Here is an 18,801-nt window from a genome sequence, read left to right on the forward strand (position 1 = left end):
GGCCATTTGCAGCTGGTATTATAACACATTAAGCATCTGCTCTTTTTATTTATGATTTAACGGTACCTGAGTAAAAGCCTTTTACTTTCTCTGTAAAATGCATCGTTGCTATTTCCAAATTGCATTTATATTTATTGCTTTATTAGTTTACTATGAGATTAATTGTTGTTAGAATATGCTTACTGATAATACTTGTTAGCAATTATTCCTGTACCGGGGAAAATGGAGCAACTGTTTTTACAGAGATGCCAGCCTCAAAAACCAATATCCAATTTAGCAATGAAATAATAGAAGACGCTGATTATAATATTCTTACTTATGAATATTTATACAATGGTGGCGGCGTAGCTGTGGGAGATGTAAATAACGATGGACTGGCAGATATTATATTTACGGGAAACATGATATCTAATAAACTTTATTTAAACAAGGGCAATTTTAGCTTTGAGGATATAACAGAAAGTACTGGCATGCAAGGGCGCAACAAATGGAAAACAGGTGTGGTAATGGCTGATGTAAATGGCGATGGATTACTGGATATATATGTTTGCTACTCCGGGCCTGGAACAGATGCAGAAAGAGCCAATGAATTATATATTAATAACGGTGTACAAAATGGGATACCACATTTTACGGAGAGTGCAAAAAAATACGGACTGGATGCTGCAGGCACTTATACCACCACGGCTGCTTTTTTTGACATGGACAATGATGGGGATCTTGACATGTTTATGGTAAACCATGCAGATATGTTTTACAACCCCGATTTTAATACTGTACAATTAAGAGCAACCAGACACCCCAAATTTGGTAACCGCCTGTATAGAAATGACGATGGATTTTTTACTGATATAAGTGTACCTGCACATATTGATGGCAGTGGCTTAAATTTTGGTTTAAGTGTTGCCATTAGTGATATAAATAATGATGGCTGGAGTGATATTTATGTAACCAACGATTACGATGAACGTGATTTTTTGTATCTGAATAACAATGATGGAACTTTTAGGGAAGTGCTTTCAAAATCGGCAAAACATATTTCTGAATTTGCAATGGGCAGCGATATTGCAGATTTTAATAACGACGAATTGCCAGATATAATAGTAATGGATATGCTGCCTGAGGATAATCACAGGCAGAAATTGCTAAAAGGTGCGGATACTTATGACAAGTACAGCATGCGTTTAAATGCCGGTTTTCATAGCCAACAAATGCGCAATACACTTCAATTAAACAATGGGGTTGATAGTAGCGGAGCACCTATATTTAGCGAAATAGGACAGTTGGCAGGGGTATCTAATACCGACTGGAGCTGGGCGCCATTATTTGCTGATTTTGATAATGATGGGTGGAAAGACCTGTTTATTTCAAACGGTATTTTTAAAGATATTACCAATATGGATTTTGTAAAATATACATCTGGTTATACCGCACATCTTACCAATACAACAGGCACCAAAGAAGAAATGTGGGAGTTGATAAAAAAAATGCCTTCTACCAAGTTGAATAATTATTTGTTTCAAAATAACCATAACCTTGGATTTAATAATGTTGGTGAGCATTGGGGAATAGATAAACTTAGTATTAGTAATGGGTCTGCTTATGCTGATTTAGATAATGATGGTGACCTGGATCTAATCATCAATAACCTTAATGATCAAGCCACAGTATACAGAAACAATACAGAAGCAAATAACCAGGCACATTATTTAAAAATAAGGTTAAAGGGTGAAGGTAAAAATACGCTTGGCATTGGGGCAAAAGTATATGTTCAAACAGCGCATACCCAACAGCTACAGGAGGAGTATATTACCCGTGGTTTTCAATCATCCATTGACCCCGTGATGCATATTGGTTTGGGGGCAGATAGCATTATTGAAATGATAAGGGTAGTATGGCCAGGAGGCAAACAATCTTTGCTGAAAAATATTGGCGCCAATACTTTAATAACGATAGCGCAAAATAATGCTTTATTGCCTGAGGTAAAAGAGATTGCAAACGTGCGATTACCGGTCTTATTTGAAGATGTTACCAAAAAATCCGGAATAGATTTTATACATAAGCAATCTTCGTTTGTGGATTTTAAGATTTCTCCTTTATTGCCATATCAGCTTTCAAAAACAGGGCCTTGCCTAGCAAGGGCTGATGTAAATGCAGATGGGCTTGAGGATGTTTTTATTGGCACATCGGCAGGGCAGGAAAGTGTGTTGTATTTGCAAACAAAACAAGGAACGTTTATACCTGCCGCCAGCCAGCCGTGGAATGGAAACAAAAGTTTTACCAATACTGATGCCCTGTTTTTTGATGCAGATATGGATGGAGATGCTGATTTATATCTGGTGAGTGGCGGTGCAGATTATTTTTTAAATAATAAAAATTATCAGGACAAGTTTTTTGAAAATGATGGTACTGGCAATTACCATATTTCTGCAAATGCATTACCGGTTGAATATGTTAGTGGTGCATGTGTTCGCACTGCTGATTATAACCATGATGGATTACCCGATTTATTTGTTGGTGGTAAAATAATGCCAGGATTGTTTCCTGAAGCGCCGCCCAGCTACATGCTTAAGAATATAAGCAAGCCCGGGCAGATAAGATTTGAAAGGGATATGCAGCAGCAAGATACAAGCCTTAATAGCCCGGGCATGGTTACCGATGCATTATGGATTGATATAAATAAAGATGGGTGGGAAGATTTGATAGTTGTAGGTGAATTTATGCCCATTACCTTATTTGAAAATAATAAAGGCAAATTAAAAAATGCAACAGAGGCATACCATTTAAATGAAACGGATGGCTGGTGGTGCCGCATACTGGCAAACGATTTTGATAATGATGGTGATACCGACCTTGTAATTGGTAATTTGGGTAATAACACCCAACTTAAGGCTGCTAATGAAAGTCCTATTACGATTACATACGCTGATTTTTATGGTAATGGTACAATTGATCCTATACTTTGTTATTATAACCATGGCAAAAGCTTCCCATATTTTTCAAAAGATGAAATGGCAGACCAGATTCCCTCAATACAAAAAAAGTTTTTGCAATATGCCACATTTGCTGATGCACAGTTAACCGATATTTTTAACAAAGAACAGCTGGCAGCTGCAAAATCAGTTGCTATTAAAACTACTTCTACAGTGTATTTGCGTAATGATGGAAATAGAAAATTTACTATTAAAGCTTTGCCGGAAGCAGCCCAAATGAGTGCTGCCAATGGTTTGGTGACTGCAGATGTGGACAATGATGGAAATATAGACATTGTTATGGCAGGTAATTATTATCCGTTTAGGGTAAACATTGGTCCGCTGGATGCCAGTATCGGTCTTTTTTTAAAGGGCAATGGCAAAGGCGATTTTACACCGGTTTTTTATAATAAAACGGGTTTAAATATAGGTGGAGATGTGCGTAATTTAATTACGGTTAATGTAAATGGACAAACTTTATTGCTTGCGGCTAAAAATAATAGTGCAGTGCAGGTAGTGCAAATGCACAGGTAATATTGGGGGCTGTTTTCTATACTTCATTAGTATTTTATGCAGCTACTGGTTATGCAGTACAAGTGTGCGACGCAAGTAAAGTTGAACTGATAAAAAAAGCCCGGCTACATAATGAATTAAATTACTGTAGAATTTCTAATTTCCAGTGAAGACGGAATGACTAAAATTTCGTTTTTGGGGGAATAATTTTTTTTATTTAATGCTTTGAACAACGCCACAGCAGCGGCTTTGCCCATATTAAATGCAGGTTGTGTAATGGTGGTTAATGGTGGATTTAGCAACCATGCAGACTGCAGGTTGGAGAAGCCTATTACTTTTACCTGCGTTGGTATTTGCAGATGCAATTCTCTGCATACAAAGTAAATACTGCCAGATAATTTTTCTACAGTTGCAATAATACCATCAGGTCTGTTGGCTTGTACCATTAAATTTTTAATAAGGCAAAAGTTATAGCTCTCATCGTTGGCACAATAAATAATATTAGCAGCATTAAATGGAAGTTGATTATCTGCCAGCGCTTTTTTATACCCCTCCATACGTTGGTTGCTGATGGACAAATTTTCACTGATGGACAATAATGCAATTTGCCGGCAACCACAATCTATCAGGTGTTGGGTGGCCTTATATCCACTTTCATAATCATCTGTAATAATTTTGGCGGTTTCCATTTCGTCGCAAATACGGTCGAAAAATACTACCGGAATTTTTTTGGATTCAAGTGCTTTAATATGTGCTGCATTATGGGTTTCGGCTGTAACTGATATCAGCACGCCATCAACCCTGCCGCTTTGAAAATCCTGTAGAATCGCCTGTTCCTTTGCCAGGCTTTCGTGGGTTAGATAAAAAAGTACATGGTATCCTTTTTCCTGGGCAACCGATTCGATGCCATTTATCGCCTGCGAAAAAAAACTATCTGCCACTTCGGGGATAATAACAGCGATGGTTTTACTACGGCCACTTCTCAGGCTGCTGGCATTTAAATCGGGTACATAATGTAATTCCCTTGCCAGGGCTTTTACCCTTTGTTTGGTATCGTTACTAATTTCATAACTATCGTTCAATGCTTTGGAAACAGTGGCCGTAGAAAGATTTAATGCCTTGGCCAATGTTTTAATAGTTACCCGCATAAAAGCATATTAAAAATTTATTACGAAAACGTTTACGTAAATAAATGTTTGGTTATAGTACTAAAAACCATAATAAGTCTGCATTTTCGGGTAGTGATTTTAATGAAGATGCAGATAATGAGGTGAAAGTAAATTTTTTTTTGTTGTAATACGATTGTTTAGCAAATATAAATACCACATAAAATGAGTACCATTTTACCAGAAAATGCAGCAAATCCACTCTCTTCTTTACATGAATGGGAAGAGGATATTTTGGCCCGCTATCCGGATCCTGAAAAAATTGTACAAAACAAAAAAGTGGAAGAATACAGGAATTATGATACGCCTGTACGCGATACAGTACGTGAATTTTACCGTCTTAATCATACCTATCAAACATTTGATTTTGTAACCGAAAAAACCAGGGAGTTTCTGCAATTCAATAAAAAAGAAATGCCGGTGTGGAATGCATTTGATTTTTTAAATGAGCTGGTGGATGATTCAGATCCCGATTCTGATATGGATCAGTTTCAGCACTTGTTACAAACGTCCGAAGCTATCCGCAGGGATGGGCATCCGGAATGGATGGTGCTGGTAGGATTATTTCACGATATGGGTAAAGTATTATGTCTATTTGGAGAGCCACAATGGGCGGTAGTTGGCGATACTTTTCCTGTTGGTTGCGCTTACTCAGATAAAATTGTTTACCCCGAATATTTTGTAAACAACCCCGATTATAATAACCCGCAATACAATACCAAATATGGCGTATATAAGCCAAATTGCGGTTTAGATAACGTTACCATGTCTTGGGGCCACGATGAATATGTGTATCAAATGATGAAGGATTATATACCCATGGAGGGTTTGTATATGTTGCGATATCATTCCTTTTATGCACAACACCGTGAAAATGCTTATTCTCATTTAATGAATGAACAGGATCATAAAATGTTTAAATGGGTAGACTTGTTTAATCCTTATGATTTGTATTCCAAAAATCCAACTCCGCCCAACTGGAAAGAGTTAAAACCATATTATCAGGAATTAATAGATAAATACCTGCCTGCCACTTTAAAATTCTAAAAGTCAACAGCCATTATTAGCCGGGCTTGTAAGCTTTATTGGGTTTTCCTTGCGTCGCACACTTGTACTGTAGCTTATCATTAGGCTGCAGAAAGGCATTGTATTGAATAATTTTAAGTATAAGTATTGTTTAAGCAGTATTACTGTTATTTATTAATCTAAACAAAAATGAAAACCGTTCTATATAGTTACAATCTTACCTCAAAAACTAATCAATTAATCCTAAATGGTAACCATGAAAATGGCTGATTTTTTTAACTTTTATTAAAACCAATTGCTTTATGAGATGTACAAAAAACTTGTTAATGGTTTTATTGCTACTGCTTTGCACTAACTTTCTCTATGCGCAAACAGTACTAACGGGCGTAGTAACAGATCCCGATGGAAATAAGTTACAAAGTGTTAATGTAACTGCACCCAAATCAGGTGTAGTATCAATTACCGATGCGACTGGCAAATTTAAAATTTCGGTTCCTGTAGGTACTTCAGAACTGGAATTTTCTATTGTTGGTTATCAAACCCAGATGGTAAAAATTACAGGCAAAACTGATTTCGCCATTACACTGGTTTCAACAGCTAACGCGTTAAAAGATGTTGTAGTAGTTGGTTATGGTACACAACGTAAAAAAGATGTTACAGGTACCATTAGTAGTGTAAAAGGAGATGATTTTAAAAACCTGCCTGTTAGTAACTCCGCTCAGGCATTGCAGGGTAGGGCATCCGGCGTAGATATTGTACGTACCGATGGTGCTCCTGGTAGCGTACCCAGTATAAGAATTCGTGGTACCGGTACCATTAACAATTCTGACCCGTTAATTGTTATTGACGGCGTTCCAGCTGGTAGTTTAAATGATGTAAACCCCAACGATATTGCTTCAATAGAGGTATTAAAAGATGCATCTTCCTCTGCCATTTATGGTACTCGTGCCGCTAATGGGGTTGTACTGATAACCACCAAAAAAGGCAGTTTTGGAGACCAGATGAAAACTACTGTAAACATTTACACAGGTAATTCTAATGTAACCAAAACGCTTGATTTACTTACCGCCCCACAATTGGTAGAATTAAAGAAAGAAGAATTTGCAAATGATGGTTCACCGGTTCCGGCCATTTGGAACGATTCCTATTACGCAACGCAACGTACTGATTGGCAGGATGCCCTGTATGGCACAGGCACTACCAACAATGCTGATATTGCCATGCGTGGGGGAAATGCCAAATCCAGGTATAGTATTTCAGCCAACTACTTTGATGATAAGGGTATAATTGTAAACTCATTTTTTAAGAGGGTAAGTACCTCTCTCAACTCAGAACATAAATTGGGTAACAGAATAAGAGTTGGTGAAAATTTTCTTTATTCCTACTCCAGTGGCAATGCGCCTGATACAAGGTCTACTCAGGCCGGTTTAGTTTGGAGTGCTCTTCGTTTCAATCCTGCCATCCCGGTATTTAATGATGATGGTACTTGGGGTAGCTCAAAAGCCGATAATGAACTGGGCGATATTAATAACCCTGTTTTCACCGCTGCTACCACCGATAGGGATAATACCAGCAGACGTGTGTTAGCGAATGTATACGGTGAACTGGATTTGATAAAAGGATTAATGCTTAAAGTAAATTATGCATTTGATCAAACATTGAATGATAATTATTCATTTGATATAGCAACGCCAAATCAAACAAGGGTAAACTCTTTGGCTACATTAACCCAATCTCATAGCGAATCTACTTCCTGGTTACAGGAGATATTTTTGACCTACAATACCCAAATCAAAAAGAGCCACAATATTGGTTTGACTGCTGGGTATTCTGCTCAAACTTTTGCCGGAAACTATTTTTTCGCTCAGCGCAGGGGTTATGCTGATCCTGCTGATGACCATAGAATTCTGGATAATGGCAGCAGTGCCAATCAATTCTCAGGTGGTAATGGAAACAATAGGCCTTATGCAGGTTTGCAATCTTATTTTGTAAGAGGAAACTATTCTTATTTGGGTAAATATCTGCTTACTGCCACCATGCGTGCAGATGGTTCAAGTAAGTTCCCTCCCGGTAAACAATGGGGTTATTTCCCGGCATTCTCAGCAGGATGGCGTATATCTGATGAATCTTTTTTTAAAGACAATATTACTTTTCTAACCACGCTTAAACTTACTGGCGGTTGGGGGCAATTGGGTAATCAAAATATTTCCGATTTCCAATATCTGGCTATTATCAGAAGCGGCGGTGGTGGTACCCAGTATAGTTTTGGTACAAATGGTAATGTATATGATGGTTCTTATGTAGTTAGTTTATCTAATCCAAATATCACCTGGGAAAGAGCTGAAATGACCAATGTAAGTCTTGAATTTGGTCTGCTGAAAAACCATTTAACCGGTACACTTACCTATTTTAATAAGGATACAAAAGGTATGTTGATTCCTTATTCACTGGTTGAAAACTATGGAGCTAACAGTTCCTTATCCTATGGCAGCGGTAACATCACCATTCCTTATCAAAACCTGGGTACGTTAAATAACCGTGGTATTGAACTTGATCTTACCTACCAGAATAAAGTAGGCAATTTGGGTTATTCTATTGGTGCAAATGCTTCTTTTATCAAGAATAAGGTTACTTATCTCTATGGTACCAAAGCTGATTATATTGGTTCAGTTTTGTATGGCCGAGAATCTTTAGAAACATCGCGTACATATGAAGGTCAGCCCATATCTTCCTATTATGGCTTTCAAACCGCTGGCTTATACCAAAACCAGTCAGAAATTGATAAGGCTGCTAATATAGCCAATGATCCAAATAAAGGTAGTATTCAACCCGGCGATGTAAAATTTGTAGATCAAAACGGCGATGGCATTATTAACGATAACGACAGGGTTAACCTGGGTAACCCTAATCCCGGTGTGGTATTGGGTATTAATGGTAGTGCTTCCTATAAAGGTTTTGATCTTAGTTTTTCTTTTGCCGGTGCATTTGGTTTTGAATTGTACAATGCCGACCGTATGGCTGGCCTGGATGCTACCCAGGTTTTTAACCTCTATCAGGAATCAATGAACAGATGGCATGGTGAAGGTACCAGTAATAGCATACCACGCTTAACCAGGGCAAATACTAATCAAAACTATCGTTCTTCTGATTTATGGATTGAAAAAGGTGATTACCTGGCATTGAAAAATATTTCAATAGGATATACTTTGTCTAAATGGAATATAGCCAAAGCTGCCATGCCTGATACCCGCTTTTATGTAAGCTGTTATAATGCCTTTATTTTAACAGGTTATAGCGGTTATACTCCTGAACTGGGTTATACCGATGGTAACAAGCAAAGAGGTGTGGATGTAGCTCAATATCCTGCAGTTAGAACATTCACCATTGGGGCAACGCTTAACTTTTAGACCAAAAATTTTACAACTATGCAAAGAAAATATGTTTCAATAATTATTATATTTTTCAGCTTTGTTATTGCAGCCGGCTGTATTAAGGAACCATTGGCTGTAGCCCCTGTAGGTTCTTATACCACTGGTAATTACTGGCGTAATCAGAGCGATGTATTGGCTGGTATAACCGGTATATACAATGTACTTACTCAGGAAGAAGGCGTGGGCCACAATCTCTATGCATTTGAAGATGCATCTGATGATATTTCAGTTGATGGAGACCACTCAGATTTTTGGGAAATAGAAAGGTTTACGGCAAACCCAAGTACCTACCAGTTACGCCCAACCTGGGGCTGGGCCTACGAACAAATTGGTCGTGCAAATAACGCCATTATTTATGTGCCCAAAGTACCGGTAATGGACGAAAGCATTAGAAACCGCTCCTTAGGGGAAGCCTATTTTTTACGTGCCCATGGCTATTGGACACTTTACCAGATCTTTGGTGAAGTACCTATAATTGTAGAAGATAATGTGCTTAACGGTAACTATAATGTTCCAAAATCTACTGTTGAAGAAGTTGCTGCACTAATTGAATCTGATTTACTAAAAGCAGCAGATTTGTTACCAGAAACCTATGGCCCGGAAGATAAGGGCCGGGTTAGTAAGGGGGCTGCCTGGGGATTACTTTCCAAATTATATCTTTTCTGGGATAAGATGGATAAGGCACAGGAATATGGCGAAAAAGTAATAAATAACGCCAATTATGCTCTGGCGCCAAATTATGCAGATAATTTTACTTTGGGTAAACAGGAAGATAACTCTGAGATTTTATTTGCTGTTTGGAATAAGAATAACTACAACAATTCTCCTATCAACATTTATTTTACTGCCCGTGCCTGGAATGGATGGGGCTTTCACCACCCCACAGAAAATTTTGCCGAAGAGTTTGAACCAAACGACCCACGCAAAAGCGCCACCTTGCTTGCAGTAGGAGATTCTATCCCCAACCAAACCACCAAAATTGAAATAACCGATAAAGATGCTTACCAAATGTTTGCGGGTATGCAAGGCCAGTCTACAGGCCGCATGTTGCCAAGCAATGCATTAACTACCGGTTATTGTTTAAGAAAATATACCGCGTATAACCCGGATGGCTCTGGTAACCTGGATGGCGATTTAAAACAGCCCATTCTTCGTACCGCTGATATTTATCTGGTGGTAGCAGAGGCTAAAATCCGCCAGACTGGTGCTGGTGCTGGCGATGCTCAAATAAACGCTATTCGCCAGCGTGCAGGTTTGCCCACCATTAGTGGTGCTGGTATGCCGGAGTTAATTCATGAGCGCCGCGTAGAATTGGGTGGAGAAAATATCCGTTTCTTCGATTTGTTGCGTTGGGATAAGGCTGGCATTATTAACATTCAGAATATTGTTGGTCAGCCAAAAACCGCTTCGCCATTGCCGCCTTACGAAGGTGCGGTGGTAATACCGGCACGTACGTTTACAAAACCTAAAAACTATTATATGCCAATTCCACAGCAAATAATAGACGAAAGTAAGGGCGTACTTATTCAAAACCCGAATTACTAATTCTATTTGTATGTAACCGGCCTAGGTATAAAGCCAGGCTTTACTTGCGTCGCACTCTTGTACTTTCTGATCATTATTGGGCCAACAGTACAAGTGTGCGACGCAAGAGCCGATGCACAAAGAACCAACAGCCCGGACAAAAAATATTCTCCTGGAAAAACCTTTAATTTTTAGCAGTTTAATTATAGAAACCTGTAAGCAAAGCTTACGGGTTTTTTTTTGTTTGCTACTTTTTTAATGCTGCAGGATTACGAAAGAAAATAAGTCCGAATGCAATGGCAAACAGGGTATATACAATACCGGATATCCATAATAAAAGGGGTTGTTCACTATTGGCCAGCAATATTTTATCTATTGCCATTCCTGCAATAAAAAAGTGCAAAAAATTGGCCAAAGCAATGGGTTTGTTATAAATGCCGCCAATCAGGGCTGTTCTGGTCATCCAGTTTAACATGGCAAAAGCAAAGTACATGGCACCCAACACCTGTATTAAAAAAAATAATGGATGATTGGCTTGCAGTTGTGTGTATTGCATGATCTCCTGAGGCAAAAAAGTAAAAGCTACACCGGCAGCAGCCAGGCATACGGCGCTTAACGTCATTATCAGTTTTGTATTCATGTTTAATTTGTAAGGTTTAACAGCAAAAATGTGTAATTATTTGGTTATTTCTTTTTTTACTTATTACAGCACTATTCATGCAACGTTTGTCAATTGTTAGTAAAGCTAATTTGTACATATGCGGCAGATGAAAATATAAATAGTATTTGAGTGATAATTTTTGCTGGTATGAGTATGGTCATAAAATATTCGCAGATAGTTTGTAACTTTTGCATTAAAACAATTGTATGCCACATAGCCGTCAAAGAAATAAGCATCATCATCATGCACAACAACATCATGCACCAGCAGCTGGTACCGCGAAAGCTAAAAGAAGTGCCTCCGTTTTAATGGCCATCATATTTGGAGTATTTGGCCTTGCTATTGGTACTTATGCAGGTGGTAAAGACCTTATTTGGATTATTGGTGGCGCCATTTTGGGTATACTGGTTGGTTATTTTGTAGGCAGCAGAATAGATAAAACTTTTGCTGTAAAATAGTATTGCAATTGCAACTTTTATAAAGGCCTTTTTGTTGTGTAAAAGCTGAATTATTTGTTGCCGTACAAGAGTGCGACGCAAGAATGCCAAATGCTTTTATATAGCCAGGCTTATAAAAGGTATTTTGCCTGTAATGCTGCTACAGCAAGGTGTTTATAAAATGTGTCCAGTGCGCCAAGCGGGTATTGAAAATGTTTTTAGCCTCCATAAAAATTTGATTGTATTGCGTTTGCACATACCGTTGCGAAGTGTTATTTGTGTAGGCGCTTATGTTTTGAGAGAACAGCATATCGAGTGCAGTAGCATTACCAAAAATGGCTTTCATATCGCTAAGCATAGCGGCATCTTCGGGGTTGTTATTATGAATAAGCGGCAAAATATAGCTTTGGTAAATTTCCTTTACCATATCGTGTATTGCAAGTCCTTTTTCTACAATTAAATTGTCTTTGGCCGGGTTTTCAAAATCGAAAAAAGTGCCATCAAAAATCATGGTAACCTCATTTCGGTTGTTGGTAAGATAACTGCTATTGAAAAAGTATTTATCGGGCCATAAAAAACTATATTGTCCGGTGGTGCTGTTTCCAATTGCTGCAAACCAATCCAGTAAATACATAGGCGCATCTTTATTAATGGAAGGATCTATTACCATTGAATGTATATCATCATTTAATTGCACACGTACAATTGGTGCTACGTGATAGCTCCATTCAAACATATTACCTTCAGATAGGCATTTTTTGTCTGATGCAAATAACATACGGTCATCATTTAGATACAATGCCGCAGGCGCAAACAACCATATTTTTGCATGTGCAATGGTGAATTTTTTTTGCAGCAGCATGCTCATTATTTGTGCTCTTTGCTGGCAACCACCCTGGGGAAAATCAAATTCAATTTCGTAAGCTGATTGCAACTCATGAAAGACATCATTTATCTGCTGCCACTCGTACCGGGGCAATAAACTAATATCTGCATAGGGAAGATAATTTGGCTGCATGTAATTCCAGGTTATACTATTTGGTATTTTACAAGAATAAACAATAAAACCCAATAGCCTGTATTAATCATTTATTGCTTTGCCATATTCTACCAGCAATTAGCCTGGTTGCATTATAGTATTTAGTAAATGCATTTGCTGTGTTGTGTGCTTATTTTGTTTTAAATCCAGGTATTGCATTGTGGCCTGTTGGTTGTGTATGGCAATACTGGTAATACTTACGGTGCTTAATTGGTTATTTCTGTTCATTAACAGGCTGTTGGTTATGTCTCCATCACCTGCAAACCGGTGAAAATCCAGGATTTCTTGTTGTGTAGGGTTGGGTGTTTGCAAAAGCCATGTACCAAACCATTCTTTTCTTTTTGCAATAACTGCTGGCTCGTATAAGGTGGCTGAAGACCAGATATGAGGTTCCTGTTTATCTAATGCTATTGCAAATTTTTTATGACCATCCCAGCGGCATTCAAATAAAGACTTTTGCATATAAAGCACCAATGTAAATGGTTCAATATCCGTTAAATGAATGGTATTAAATGCATTTAACGGGTGCGGGTTACTAATAATTTCCAGCAAAATAATACCCCGGCTGGCTGCATAGGGTGGTTGGGGAATATGTTTTACAAAGCCACCGTTTAGTAAAACGGCCACATTCCCATTTTTGTGAAGTGCAACCCAGCTTCCACCTGCCTCCCCATCTTTAGGATAAATCAGCGAGGCCCCATTGTATTCATATAGTTGTGGTGCAATAGCATCTTTTCGGGCAAGTTGTTCATCCCTGTTGGAAGTGATATAGTAGCTATTATTATGAGCTATAAAAGTTACTGTGCACATTGCTTTCGGTATTTTATGGTAGATGTGGCTACTCCAAATCCTTCGGGTAGAGTTAAATTGGTTAAAGTGTTAATTGCTACCCTAATCAACGCCATGTGGTGAACGGTATGCTCCAGATTATAAATAAGCTCCCTGTAATAATTGGTATGTACTGTAATAGCATATTCGCTTTCAATGCTATAATTACTATGTAATACCAATGCTTTGTCAGCCTTTTCTATGTTTTTAGAAATGTCTGCCAATAGTGCAATAGCCAGTATTTTATCTGTTTCAATGGCAATATCTCTTTTGCGGTTTTCGTAATTTACTGTACCGGTTTCATAACCTTTATGCAACTCCATAAATAACTCAATAATATGTCTGGTATGCTGGCCAATTGTAGCATTGGACAAAGCTTTACACCTTGCATGATATTCCTCCGGGGTTACTTGTTCAAGTGCTTCTTTTAATTGTTCAAAAACGGAATATATGGCTGTTTGAATGTGCATGTGTTTGGTTTTACAATTTCTAAATTATTTATTATTTTGTTGAAACAATCTGATTAATACTGTTTTTCTATAAATGGTAAATGATTATAATTTTTTGGCAAATACTGTCAGGTTTACCGTAAGATTGTCTGATAGTGAAATACTACTACCCCCGATGCCAAAATCTTTTCTATTTAATAGGAAACTGCCTTTAAATATTATATAGCCTGTATCTTCTATGGCCGTAAAAGGAAATTGAATTTGTTTATTCACACCTTTTATAAATAGATTACCTGTAACATTATAACTGTTTTTTTCTTTGCCAGCCTCAATTTTTACAGATGTAAATTGAATAACCGGGTACTTTTTAACATTAAAATATTCCTCTTTAATTAAGTGATTATCCCTGGCTTTTATACCCGTATTAATGCTGGCTGCATTTATAGTTACCAAAAAATTAGACTCAGATAAAGTAGCCTGGTCAAAATTTATACTGCCAGATAAACCAATGAATGTTCCTTTTGTAGTAAACCCAAAATTCTTAATTACAAATTCAATGGTAGATTTATCATCTACTGGTATAAAATGCTGCCCATTTACATAGCCCACGAAAGTTAGAGGCATAAACATGATCCATAACCTGTGTAAATAATTCATACTTGTTATTTTAAAGGGGCAGATCCGAATAATACACTGTATTGTTGGCAATAAATTAGGGCGTAAGTATATTCATTAAAATCAGGTGCATTGGGTATATCATACACCTGCATGCCATTGGTTGATTTTAATTTACCCAAATCAATAAAATGTATGGCATCAATTTCTTTGGATAAATAAACATGTAAATCCGGACCATTGGTTACTGAAAAATCTTTCAATTCCAATTGATATTTATTGTTAATAAGATAAATAGAAGCAATTCCGCCAACAGTACCTTCATTTCCTTTCTCAAATTGACCGCTAAACACGGGCATTATGGTATTTCCCCCATTTTCACTTGTATCAATCATTTCATTGACAGGCATTTGGGGTGTATCATTCTGTTTTGTACAGCCGTTAATTAAAACTATTATAATAACTGCTATACTTAAAGTGGCTATGAAGCGCATAAATAAATAACTTTTATTTTGAAACATATACGGATTTTTTTCGTGAAAGATTTTAACCTAACAGGCCTGAAAGTTGAAATGAATTCAATTAAATTTATTTCAATGAATAACTAATTCCAATCCCAAAATTGTTTGCTTTGTTTCTAAAACGGTTATTGCTACTGCCATCTGGTGCAATTTGTTGTACAGTGGTACTGGTATACTCGGTAAAAAGAAATTGATATATACCCTTTATACTGCATCTTTCACTTATTTTATAGGAAACAAAAAATTCGGAATTTAAAGATCCTCTGTCATTGTCACCGGTAAGCAATAAATTAAAAGGCACCACCTTAGATTTAGGCTCAGTCGTTGTATTTCCATTACTTTTAAAAACAGCATTGGTTGAAGGTCCAAAAGAATACCCAATCACATCAATATTGGTTCCTGCATACCATTTTGGTCCAAGCGCATACCCCAGGTTAAACGTAATATTCAAGCTATTTACAAAAGGCCGCTGTACCGTAAGCGTATCAAAATTTTCTTCCCGCTGACCTGCAAAAACAATCACAAAAGGAAAGCTGGTGGTTCTTGCCAAGGAGGCAGGAGCGGTGATATAGTCTTTCTTTTTACCAAAATAACCAGTATATCTTGCACCCAAACCTAACTCAAGTTTTCTTTTTTCACCCAATTTCCAATTGTATGTGTACGCTGCGGAAACAGATCCCTGATCATTTCCAATGGTTCCACCAAAATCAATAAATTCTCTATGATGTGTTAGCGTATCAGTTTTTTGTGCAAAACCGGTACTGCTAACACAGAGAAAACTAATAAACAATACAGTTAAGTTCCTCATTCTTTTTTTAGTTTAAATGGTAATAGTTTCAATATGTCTTTCAGATAAATAAATGCAAGTGCGGCACAACAAGCAAATACTATAACCGCATAAGTAAACAGTATTGCATCACCGTCAAATACAATTCCCAATACAGTAAGGTGAAAGAAAATAGCCCCGCTCATTAACCCAATCCCCAATACAGCGCCAATGCCAGTGGTTTTGGGGTATAGTATTAAAATAGATGCAATCAGTTCCATAATACCGATTCCTATTCTACCATAGGGTTCAAGACCTAACTCTGTAAATAATTTTACAGATTGTGGGTGTGCGGTAAACTTAAAATACAATGTTTGTAACATAATAGCGGCAGCCAGTAAACGTAATATCCAGATGCCAATAGTGCGCAAATTCAGTGTCATGTTGGTTTGGTATTTATGATGATTGATTAGTGAAAAATGGTTGTCCAGTTGGCATCAGCCTTGGTGTGTAAATTGGTTTCGTCTTTGTTCCAGCTTTTAAGGGTATTGGTTAGGTACTTGTTATAAAACAGAAATAATTTGCCATTGGTAATTTTAAAAGTTTCGGGGTCTATTTCTACTTTTTCACCCTTTGCACCCATGGCATAAGCACACCAGCCACCATATTCAGGTTCATATTTGGTGGGTGCTTTTAAAAACAAATCCTTGTCTGCAGCATTGGCAAAATAATAAAGTACGCCCTGATAAGATGCCGCAAATTCTTTCTTGCCTTTTACAGCCTTATTTACAGTAAAGTAAGCCACCGGGTCGTAACTTTGAATAGCTACACCATTTTCCAGGTTAAATTGTTTTTTACGCAATGCGCTGGCATCCTGCGCAAAGCTTAATGATGACAGGCATAATAGCGTAAATCCAAGAGTAAGTATTTTTTTCATTTAGTATATTTTCATGCTAATACGCATAGCCTTACAAAACCTTTCACGATAACAAAATTTTATGATTTACCTGTTTTTTGACTAAAGGAAAAGACATCATTAGCCGGGCAATATCTATAAGGCAGCTTTACTTGCGTCGCACACTTGTGCGCCAGGAATCTACTTCATCTAATACCTGTTTAGTATTTTTCAATAATGTAAATAGTAATAAAATCTTAAGCATTGGCATCCCAACATTTTTTGTAGGTTTAGTTAACCAGGCCGTATTTTAAAATAAGTAGCTGCAATTTGGCGGAACGTACAAGTGAGGTTTTTGTGTGGCAAAGCAGGAAATAAGTAACAAGAGCTGTTGCATTGAAATACTATTGCAGGCATCAATATTAATTTCCTGGCAATAAATAAAAAGCTATACTGCCGCAGTGTTTTGGTTTGATATGAAAATTATAAGTTTGTAAAAACACTTGAATGGAAACGATTCCTATTGAAAAAGATTTGCCTTTAATCTGTGTGAGTGCAACTGCATTTCCAACCGGAGTTATGGATGCACATAATAAACTGCAAAGCATTGTGCCTTTTGTTGCAGGCAGAAAATATTTTGGCTTATCCCGCCCCGAAAACGGAGCCATTATGTACAAGGCAGCTGCAGAAGTATTAAATGAAAAAGAGGCTGCATTATTAAATCTTGAGCAGATAGTCCTAAAAAGGGGCAATTACGTTTATGCAGATATACCGGATTTTATGCAGTATTTGCCCCTCATCGCCGAAACTTTTACAAAACTGCTGGCACACCCAAACATAGACCCAAAAGGCTATTGCATAGAATGGTATCTTAATGCAAAAGATCTAAAATGTATGGTTAGGTTAAAAGATTAATATGTAGAAAACCGGCATAGTTCCCGTTATGCCTTACTGTTGTATATCCGTGGAATATGTTGTTCCAGTAACATTAGGTCGGCAAGTACTATGGCAGTTACAGCTTCCAGTACTACGGGCACCCTTAATGCAATACATAAATCGTGGCGGCCTTTTACTGAAAAACCTTCAATTTCATTGGTTTCCCAATTTAAGGTTTGCTGTTCTTTTGGAGTTGAAGAAGTAGGTTTAATAGCAATACGATATACTAATTCGTTGCCATTTGTAATCCCACCAACAATACCACCTGCATGATTCGTAGTTGTTTTACCATTGGCATTAATAATTGCATCGTTATGTTCTACACCAAACATACGTGCCGCGGCAAAGCCGGTACCAAACTCAATACCTCTTACTGCCGGTATGGCAAATGCCGCATGTGCCAATAATGATTCTGCACTATCAAAAAAAGGCTCACCAAGGCCTATTGGTAAACCATTTACCCTACATTCTACTATACCGCCAATACTGTCTTTTTGGTCAATCGCTTTTTGTAAACCTTTTTCAAGGTCGGTTTCGCCACCAATTTCCAAAATGGTAGCTTTTACTTTAATATGCTGCAGTAATTTTTTTGCAATTACACCAGCCGCTACCAGACAAACTGTAAGCCTGCCACTAAAATGGCCGCCACCCCTGTAATCTTCAAAACCACCAAATTTATGATGGGCCACAAAATCTGCATGGCCCGGGCGGGGCACAGCACGTTGTTTTTGGTAATCGCCGCTGCGGGTATTATTATTTTCGAAAAGAATAGTAATCGGCGCTCCGGTAGTGATATTATTAAAAATGCCGCTTTTAAAAATTGGGAGATCGCTTTCCTGCCTGGGGGTGGTGCCTTTTTGGGTGCCACCTTTGCGGCGCTCAATATCTTCAAGAAAATCTTCTACGCATAAGGGCAAACCTGCGGGTACACCATCAATATTAATACCTGCACTTTCTCCATGAGATTCTCCAAAAATATGTACCCTAAATATGCGACCAAATGCATTCATAAAAATCCCTCC

At 37.7% G+C, this 18,801-nt stretch carries 17 protein-coding genes; 6 read left to right on the forward strand and 11 right to left on the reverse strand.

Annotation, left to right across the window (positions count from 1 at the left end; all coding sequences use genetic code 11):
* Positions 1 to 152: 152 nt before the first annotated feature.
* Positions 153 to 3,506: a VCBS repeat-containing protein gene (locus GD597_RS19140; protein WP_171609519.1), complete on the forward strand. Its 3,354-nt coding sequence runs from the start codon at positions 153 to 155 to the stop codon at positions 3,504 to 3,506.
* A gap of 116 nt (positions 3,507 to 3,622) precedes the next feature.
* On the opposite strand, the gene GD597_RS19145 is transcribed toward GD597_RS19140, so the two are convergent.
* Positions 3,623 to 4,633 carry a LacI family DNA-binding transcriptional regulator gene (locus tag GD597_RS19145; protein WP_171609520.1) on the reverse strand — a complete coding sequence of 337 codons (1,011 nt, stop codon included), beginning with the start codon at positions 4,631 to 4,633 and terminating at the stop codon, positions 3,623 to 3,625.
* A 183-nt stretch (positions 4,634 to 4,816) separates the two neighbouring features.
* Between GD597_RS19145 and GD597_RS19150 the strand changes: the two genes are divergently transcribed.
* The 3 genes from GD597_RS19150 (at position 4,817) to GD597_RS19160 (ending at position 10,653) form a co-directional block, all read left to right on the forward strand.
* A complete protein-coding gene (locus tag GD597_RS19150; protein ID WP_171609521.1) occupies positions 4,817 to 5,698 on the forward strand; it encodes an inositol oxygenase family protein in 882 nt (293 codons plus the stop codon).
* Between the two features lie 281 nt (positions 5,699 to 5,979).
* The gene (locus GD597_RS19155) at positions 5,980 to 9,084 is read left to right on the forward strand and encodes a SusC/RagA family TonB-linked outer membrane protein (RefSeq protein WP_171609522.1); all 3,105 of its coding nucleotides are present in this window, start codon (positions 5,980 to 5,982) and stop codon (positions 9,082 to 9,084) included.
* 18 nt (positions 9,085 to 9,102) lie between these two features.
* Positions 9,103 to 10,653: a RagB/SusD family nutrient uptake outer membrane protein gene (locus tag GD597_RS19160; protein ID WP_171609523.1), complete on the forward strand. Its 1,551-nt coding sequence runs from the start codon at positions 9,103 to 9,105 to the stop codon at positions 10,651 to 10,653.
* Between the two features lie 226 nt (positions 10,654 to 10,879).
* Here GD597_RS19160 and GD597_RS19165 read toward each other — a convergent pair whose 3' ends face one another.
* Entirely contained in the window at positions 10,880 to 11,272 is a 393-nt protein-coding gene (locus GD597_RS19165) for a hypothetical protein (RefSeq protein ID WP_171609524.1), read from the reverse strand.
* A gap of 227 nt (positions 11,273 to 11,499) precedes the next feature.
* On the opposite strand from GD597_RS19165, the gene GD597_RS19170 reads away from it, so the two are divergent.
* A complete protein-coding gene (locus GD597_RS19170; protein WP_171609525.1) occupies positions 11,500 to 11,751 on the forward strand; it encodes a hypothetical protein in 252 nt (83 codons plus the stop codon).
* Between the two features lie 139 nt (positions 11,752 to 11,890).
* On the opposite strand, the gene GD597_RS19175 is transcribed toward GD597_RS19170, so the two are convergent.
* The 8 genes from GD597_RS19175 to GD597_RS19210 form a co-directional block, all read right to left on the reverse strand.
* Positions 11,891 to 12,748 (reverse strand): protein-glutamine glutaminase family protein, encoded by an 858-nt coding sequence (locus GD597_RS19175; protein WP_171609526.1) that lies wholly within the window; start codon positions 12,746 to 12,748, stop codon positions 11,891 to 11,893.
* 99 nt (positions 12,749 to 12,847) lie between these two features.
* Complete coding sequence (locus tag GD597_RS19180) at positions 12,848 to 13,579, reverse strand: NRDE family protein (protein ID WP_171609527.1); 732 nt, start codon at positions 13,577 to 13,579, stop codon at positions 12,848 to 12,850.
* Positions 13,567 to 14,067 (reverse strand): DinB family protein, encoded by a 501-nt coding sequence (locus tag GD597_RS19185; protein WP_171609528.1) that lies wholly within the window; start codon positions 14,065 to 14,067, stop codon positions 13,567 to 13,569. Before GD597_RS19185 ends, GD597_RS19180 begins: the two co-directional genes overlap by 13 nt.
* An 84-nt stretch (positions 14,068 to 14,151) precedes the next feature.
* Positions 14,152 to 14,703, reverse strand: a complete 552-nt coding sequence (locus GD597_RS19190) for a YceI family protein (protein WP_171609529.1) — start codon at positions 14,701 to 14,703, stop codon at positions 14,152 to 14,154.
* A 5-nt stretch (positions 14,704 to 14,708) separates the two neighbouring features.
* Positions 14,709 to 15,182, reverse strand: a complete 474-nt coding sequence (locus GD597_RS19195) for a DM13 domain-containing protein (RefSeq protein ID WP_171609530.1) — start codon at positions 15,180 to 15,182, stop codon at positions 14,709 to 14,711.
* 67 nt (positions 15,183 to 15,249) lie between these two features.
* Positions 15,250 to 15,990 carry a hypothetical protein gene (locus tag GD597_RS19200; RefSeq protein WP_171609531.1) on the reverse strand — a complete coding sequence of 247 codons (741 nt, stop codon included), beginning with the start codon at positions 15,988 to 15,990 and terminating at the stop codon, positions 15,250 to 15,252.
* Positions 15,987 to 16,391 (reverse strand): DoxX family protein, encoded by a 405-nt coding sequence (locus tag GD597_RS19205; protein WP_171609532.1) that lies wholly within the window; start codon positions 16,389 to 16,391, stop codon positions 15,987 to 15,989. Before GD597_RS19205 ends, GD597_RS19200 begins: the two co-directional genes overlap by 4 nt.
* Before the next feature lie 26 nt (positions 16,392 to 16,417).
* A complete protein-coding gene (locus GD597_RS19210; protein ID WP_171609533.1) occupies positions 16,418 to 16,885 on the reverse strand; it encodes a YHS domain-containing (seleno)protein in 468 nt (155 codons plus the stop codon).
* 465 nt (positions 16,886 to 17,350) lie between these two features.
* Between GD597_RS19210 and GD597_RS19215 the strand changes: the two genes are divergently transcribed.
* Positions 17,351 to 17,758, forward strand: coding sequence for a transcriptional regulator (locus GD597_RS19215; protein ID WP_171609534.1), 408 nt, complete (start codon positions 17,351 to 17,353; stop codon positions 17,756 to 17,758).
* Between the two features lie 26 nt (positions 17,759 to 17,784).
* On the opposite strand, the gene GD597_RS19220 is transcribed toward GD597_RS19215, so the two are convergent.
* On the reverse strand, positions 17,785 to 18,789 hold the full coding sequence (locus GD597_RS19220; RefSeq protein ID WP_171609535.1) for a chorismate synthase: 1,005 nt from the start codon (positions 18,787 to 18,789) through the stop codon (positions 17,785 to 17,787).
* Positions 18,790 to 18,801 lie beyond the last annotated feature (12 nt).

Source organism: Limnovirga soli (assembly GCF_013106755.1).
GTDB classification, from domain to species: domain Bacteria; phylum Bacteroidota; class Bacteroidia; order Chitinophagales; family Chitinophagaceae; genus Limnovirga; species Limnovirga soli.

Bases quoted from the DNA above. Each gene is read 5' to 3' on its own strand.
- GD597_RS19140 (WP_171609519.1), top strand. From the start codon at position 153: ATGAGATTAATTGTTGTTAGAATATGCTTACTGATAATACTTGTTAGC.
- GD597_RS19145 (WP_171609520.1), bottom strand. From the start codon at position 4,633: ATGCGGGTAACTATTAAAACATTGGCCAAGGCATTAAATCTTTCTACG.
- GD597_RS19150 (WP_171609521.1), top strand. From the start codon at position 4,817: ATGAGTACCATTTTACCAGAAAATGCAGCAAATCCACTCTCTTCTTTA.
- GD597_RS19155 (WP_171609522.1), top strand. From the start codon at position 5,980: ATGAGATGTACAAAAAACTTGTTAATGGTTTTATTGCTACTGCTTTGC.
- GD597_RS19160 (WP_171609523.1), top strand. From the start codon at position 9,103: ATGCAAAGAAAATATGTTTCAATAATTATTATATTTTTCAGCTTTGTT.
- GD597_RS19165 (WP_171609524.1), bottom strand. From the start codon at position 11,272: ATGAATACAAAACTGATAATGACGTTAAGCGCCGTATGCCTGGCTGCT.
- GD597_RS19170 (WP_171609525.1), top strand. From the start codon at position 11,500: ATGCCACATAGCCGTCAAAGAAATAAGCATCATCATCATGCACAACAA.
- GD597_RS19175 (WP_171609526.1), bottom strand. From the start codon at position 12,748: ATGCAGCCAAATTATCTTCCCTATGCAGATATTAGTTTATTGCCCCGG.
- GD597_RS19180 (WP_171609527.1), bottom strand. From the start codon at position 13,579: ATGTGCACAGTAACTTTTATAGCTCATAATAATAGCTACTATATCACT.
- GD597_RS19185 (WP_171609528.1), bottom strand. From the start codon at position 14,067: ATGCACATTCAAACAGCCATATATTCCGTTTTTGAACAATTAAAAGAA.
- GD597_RS19190 (WP_171609529.1), bottom strand. From the start codon at position 14,703: ATGAATTATTTACACAGGTTATGGATCATGTTTATGCCTCTAACTTTC.
- GD597_RS19195 (WP_171609530.1), bottom strand. From the start codon at position 15,182: ATGTTTCAAAATAAAAGTTATTTATTTATGCGCTTCATAGCCACTTTA.
- GD597_RS19200 (WP_171609531.1), bottom strand. From the start codon at position 15,990: ATGAGGAACTTAACTGTATTGTTTATTAGTTTTCTCTGTGTTAGCAGT.
- GD597_RS19205 (WP_171609532.1), bottom strand. From the start codon at position 16,391: ATGACACTGAATTTGCGCACTATTGGCATCTGGATATTACGTTTACTG.
- GD597_RS19210 (WP_171609533.1), bottom strand. From the start codon at position 16,885: ATGAAAAAAATACTTACTCTTGGATTTACGCTATTATGCCTGTCATCA.
- GD597_RS19215 (WP_171609534.1), top strand. From the start codon at position 17,351: ATGGAAACGATTCCTATTGAAAAAGATTTGCCTTTAATCTGTGTGAGT.
- GD597_RS19220 (WP_171609535.1), bottom strand. From the start codon at position 18,789: ATGAATGCATTTGGTCGCATATTTAGGGTACATATTTTTGGAGAATCT.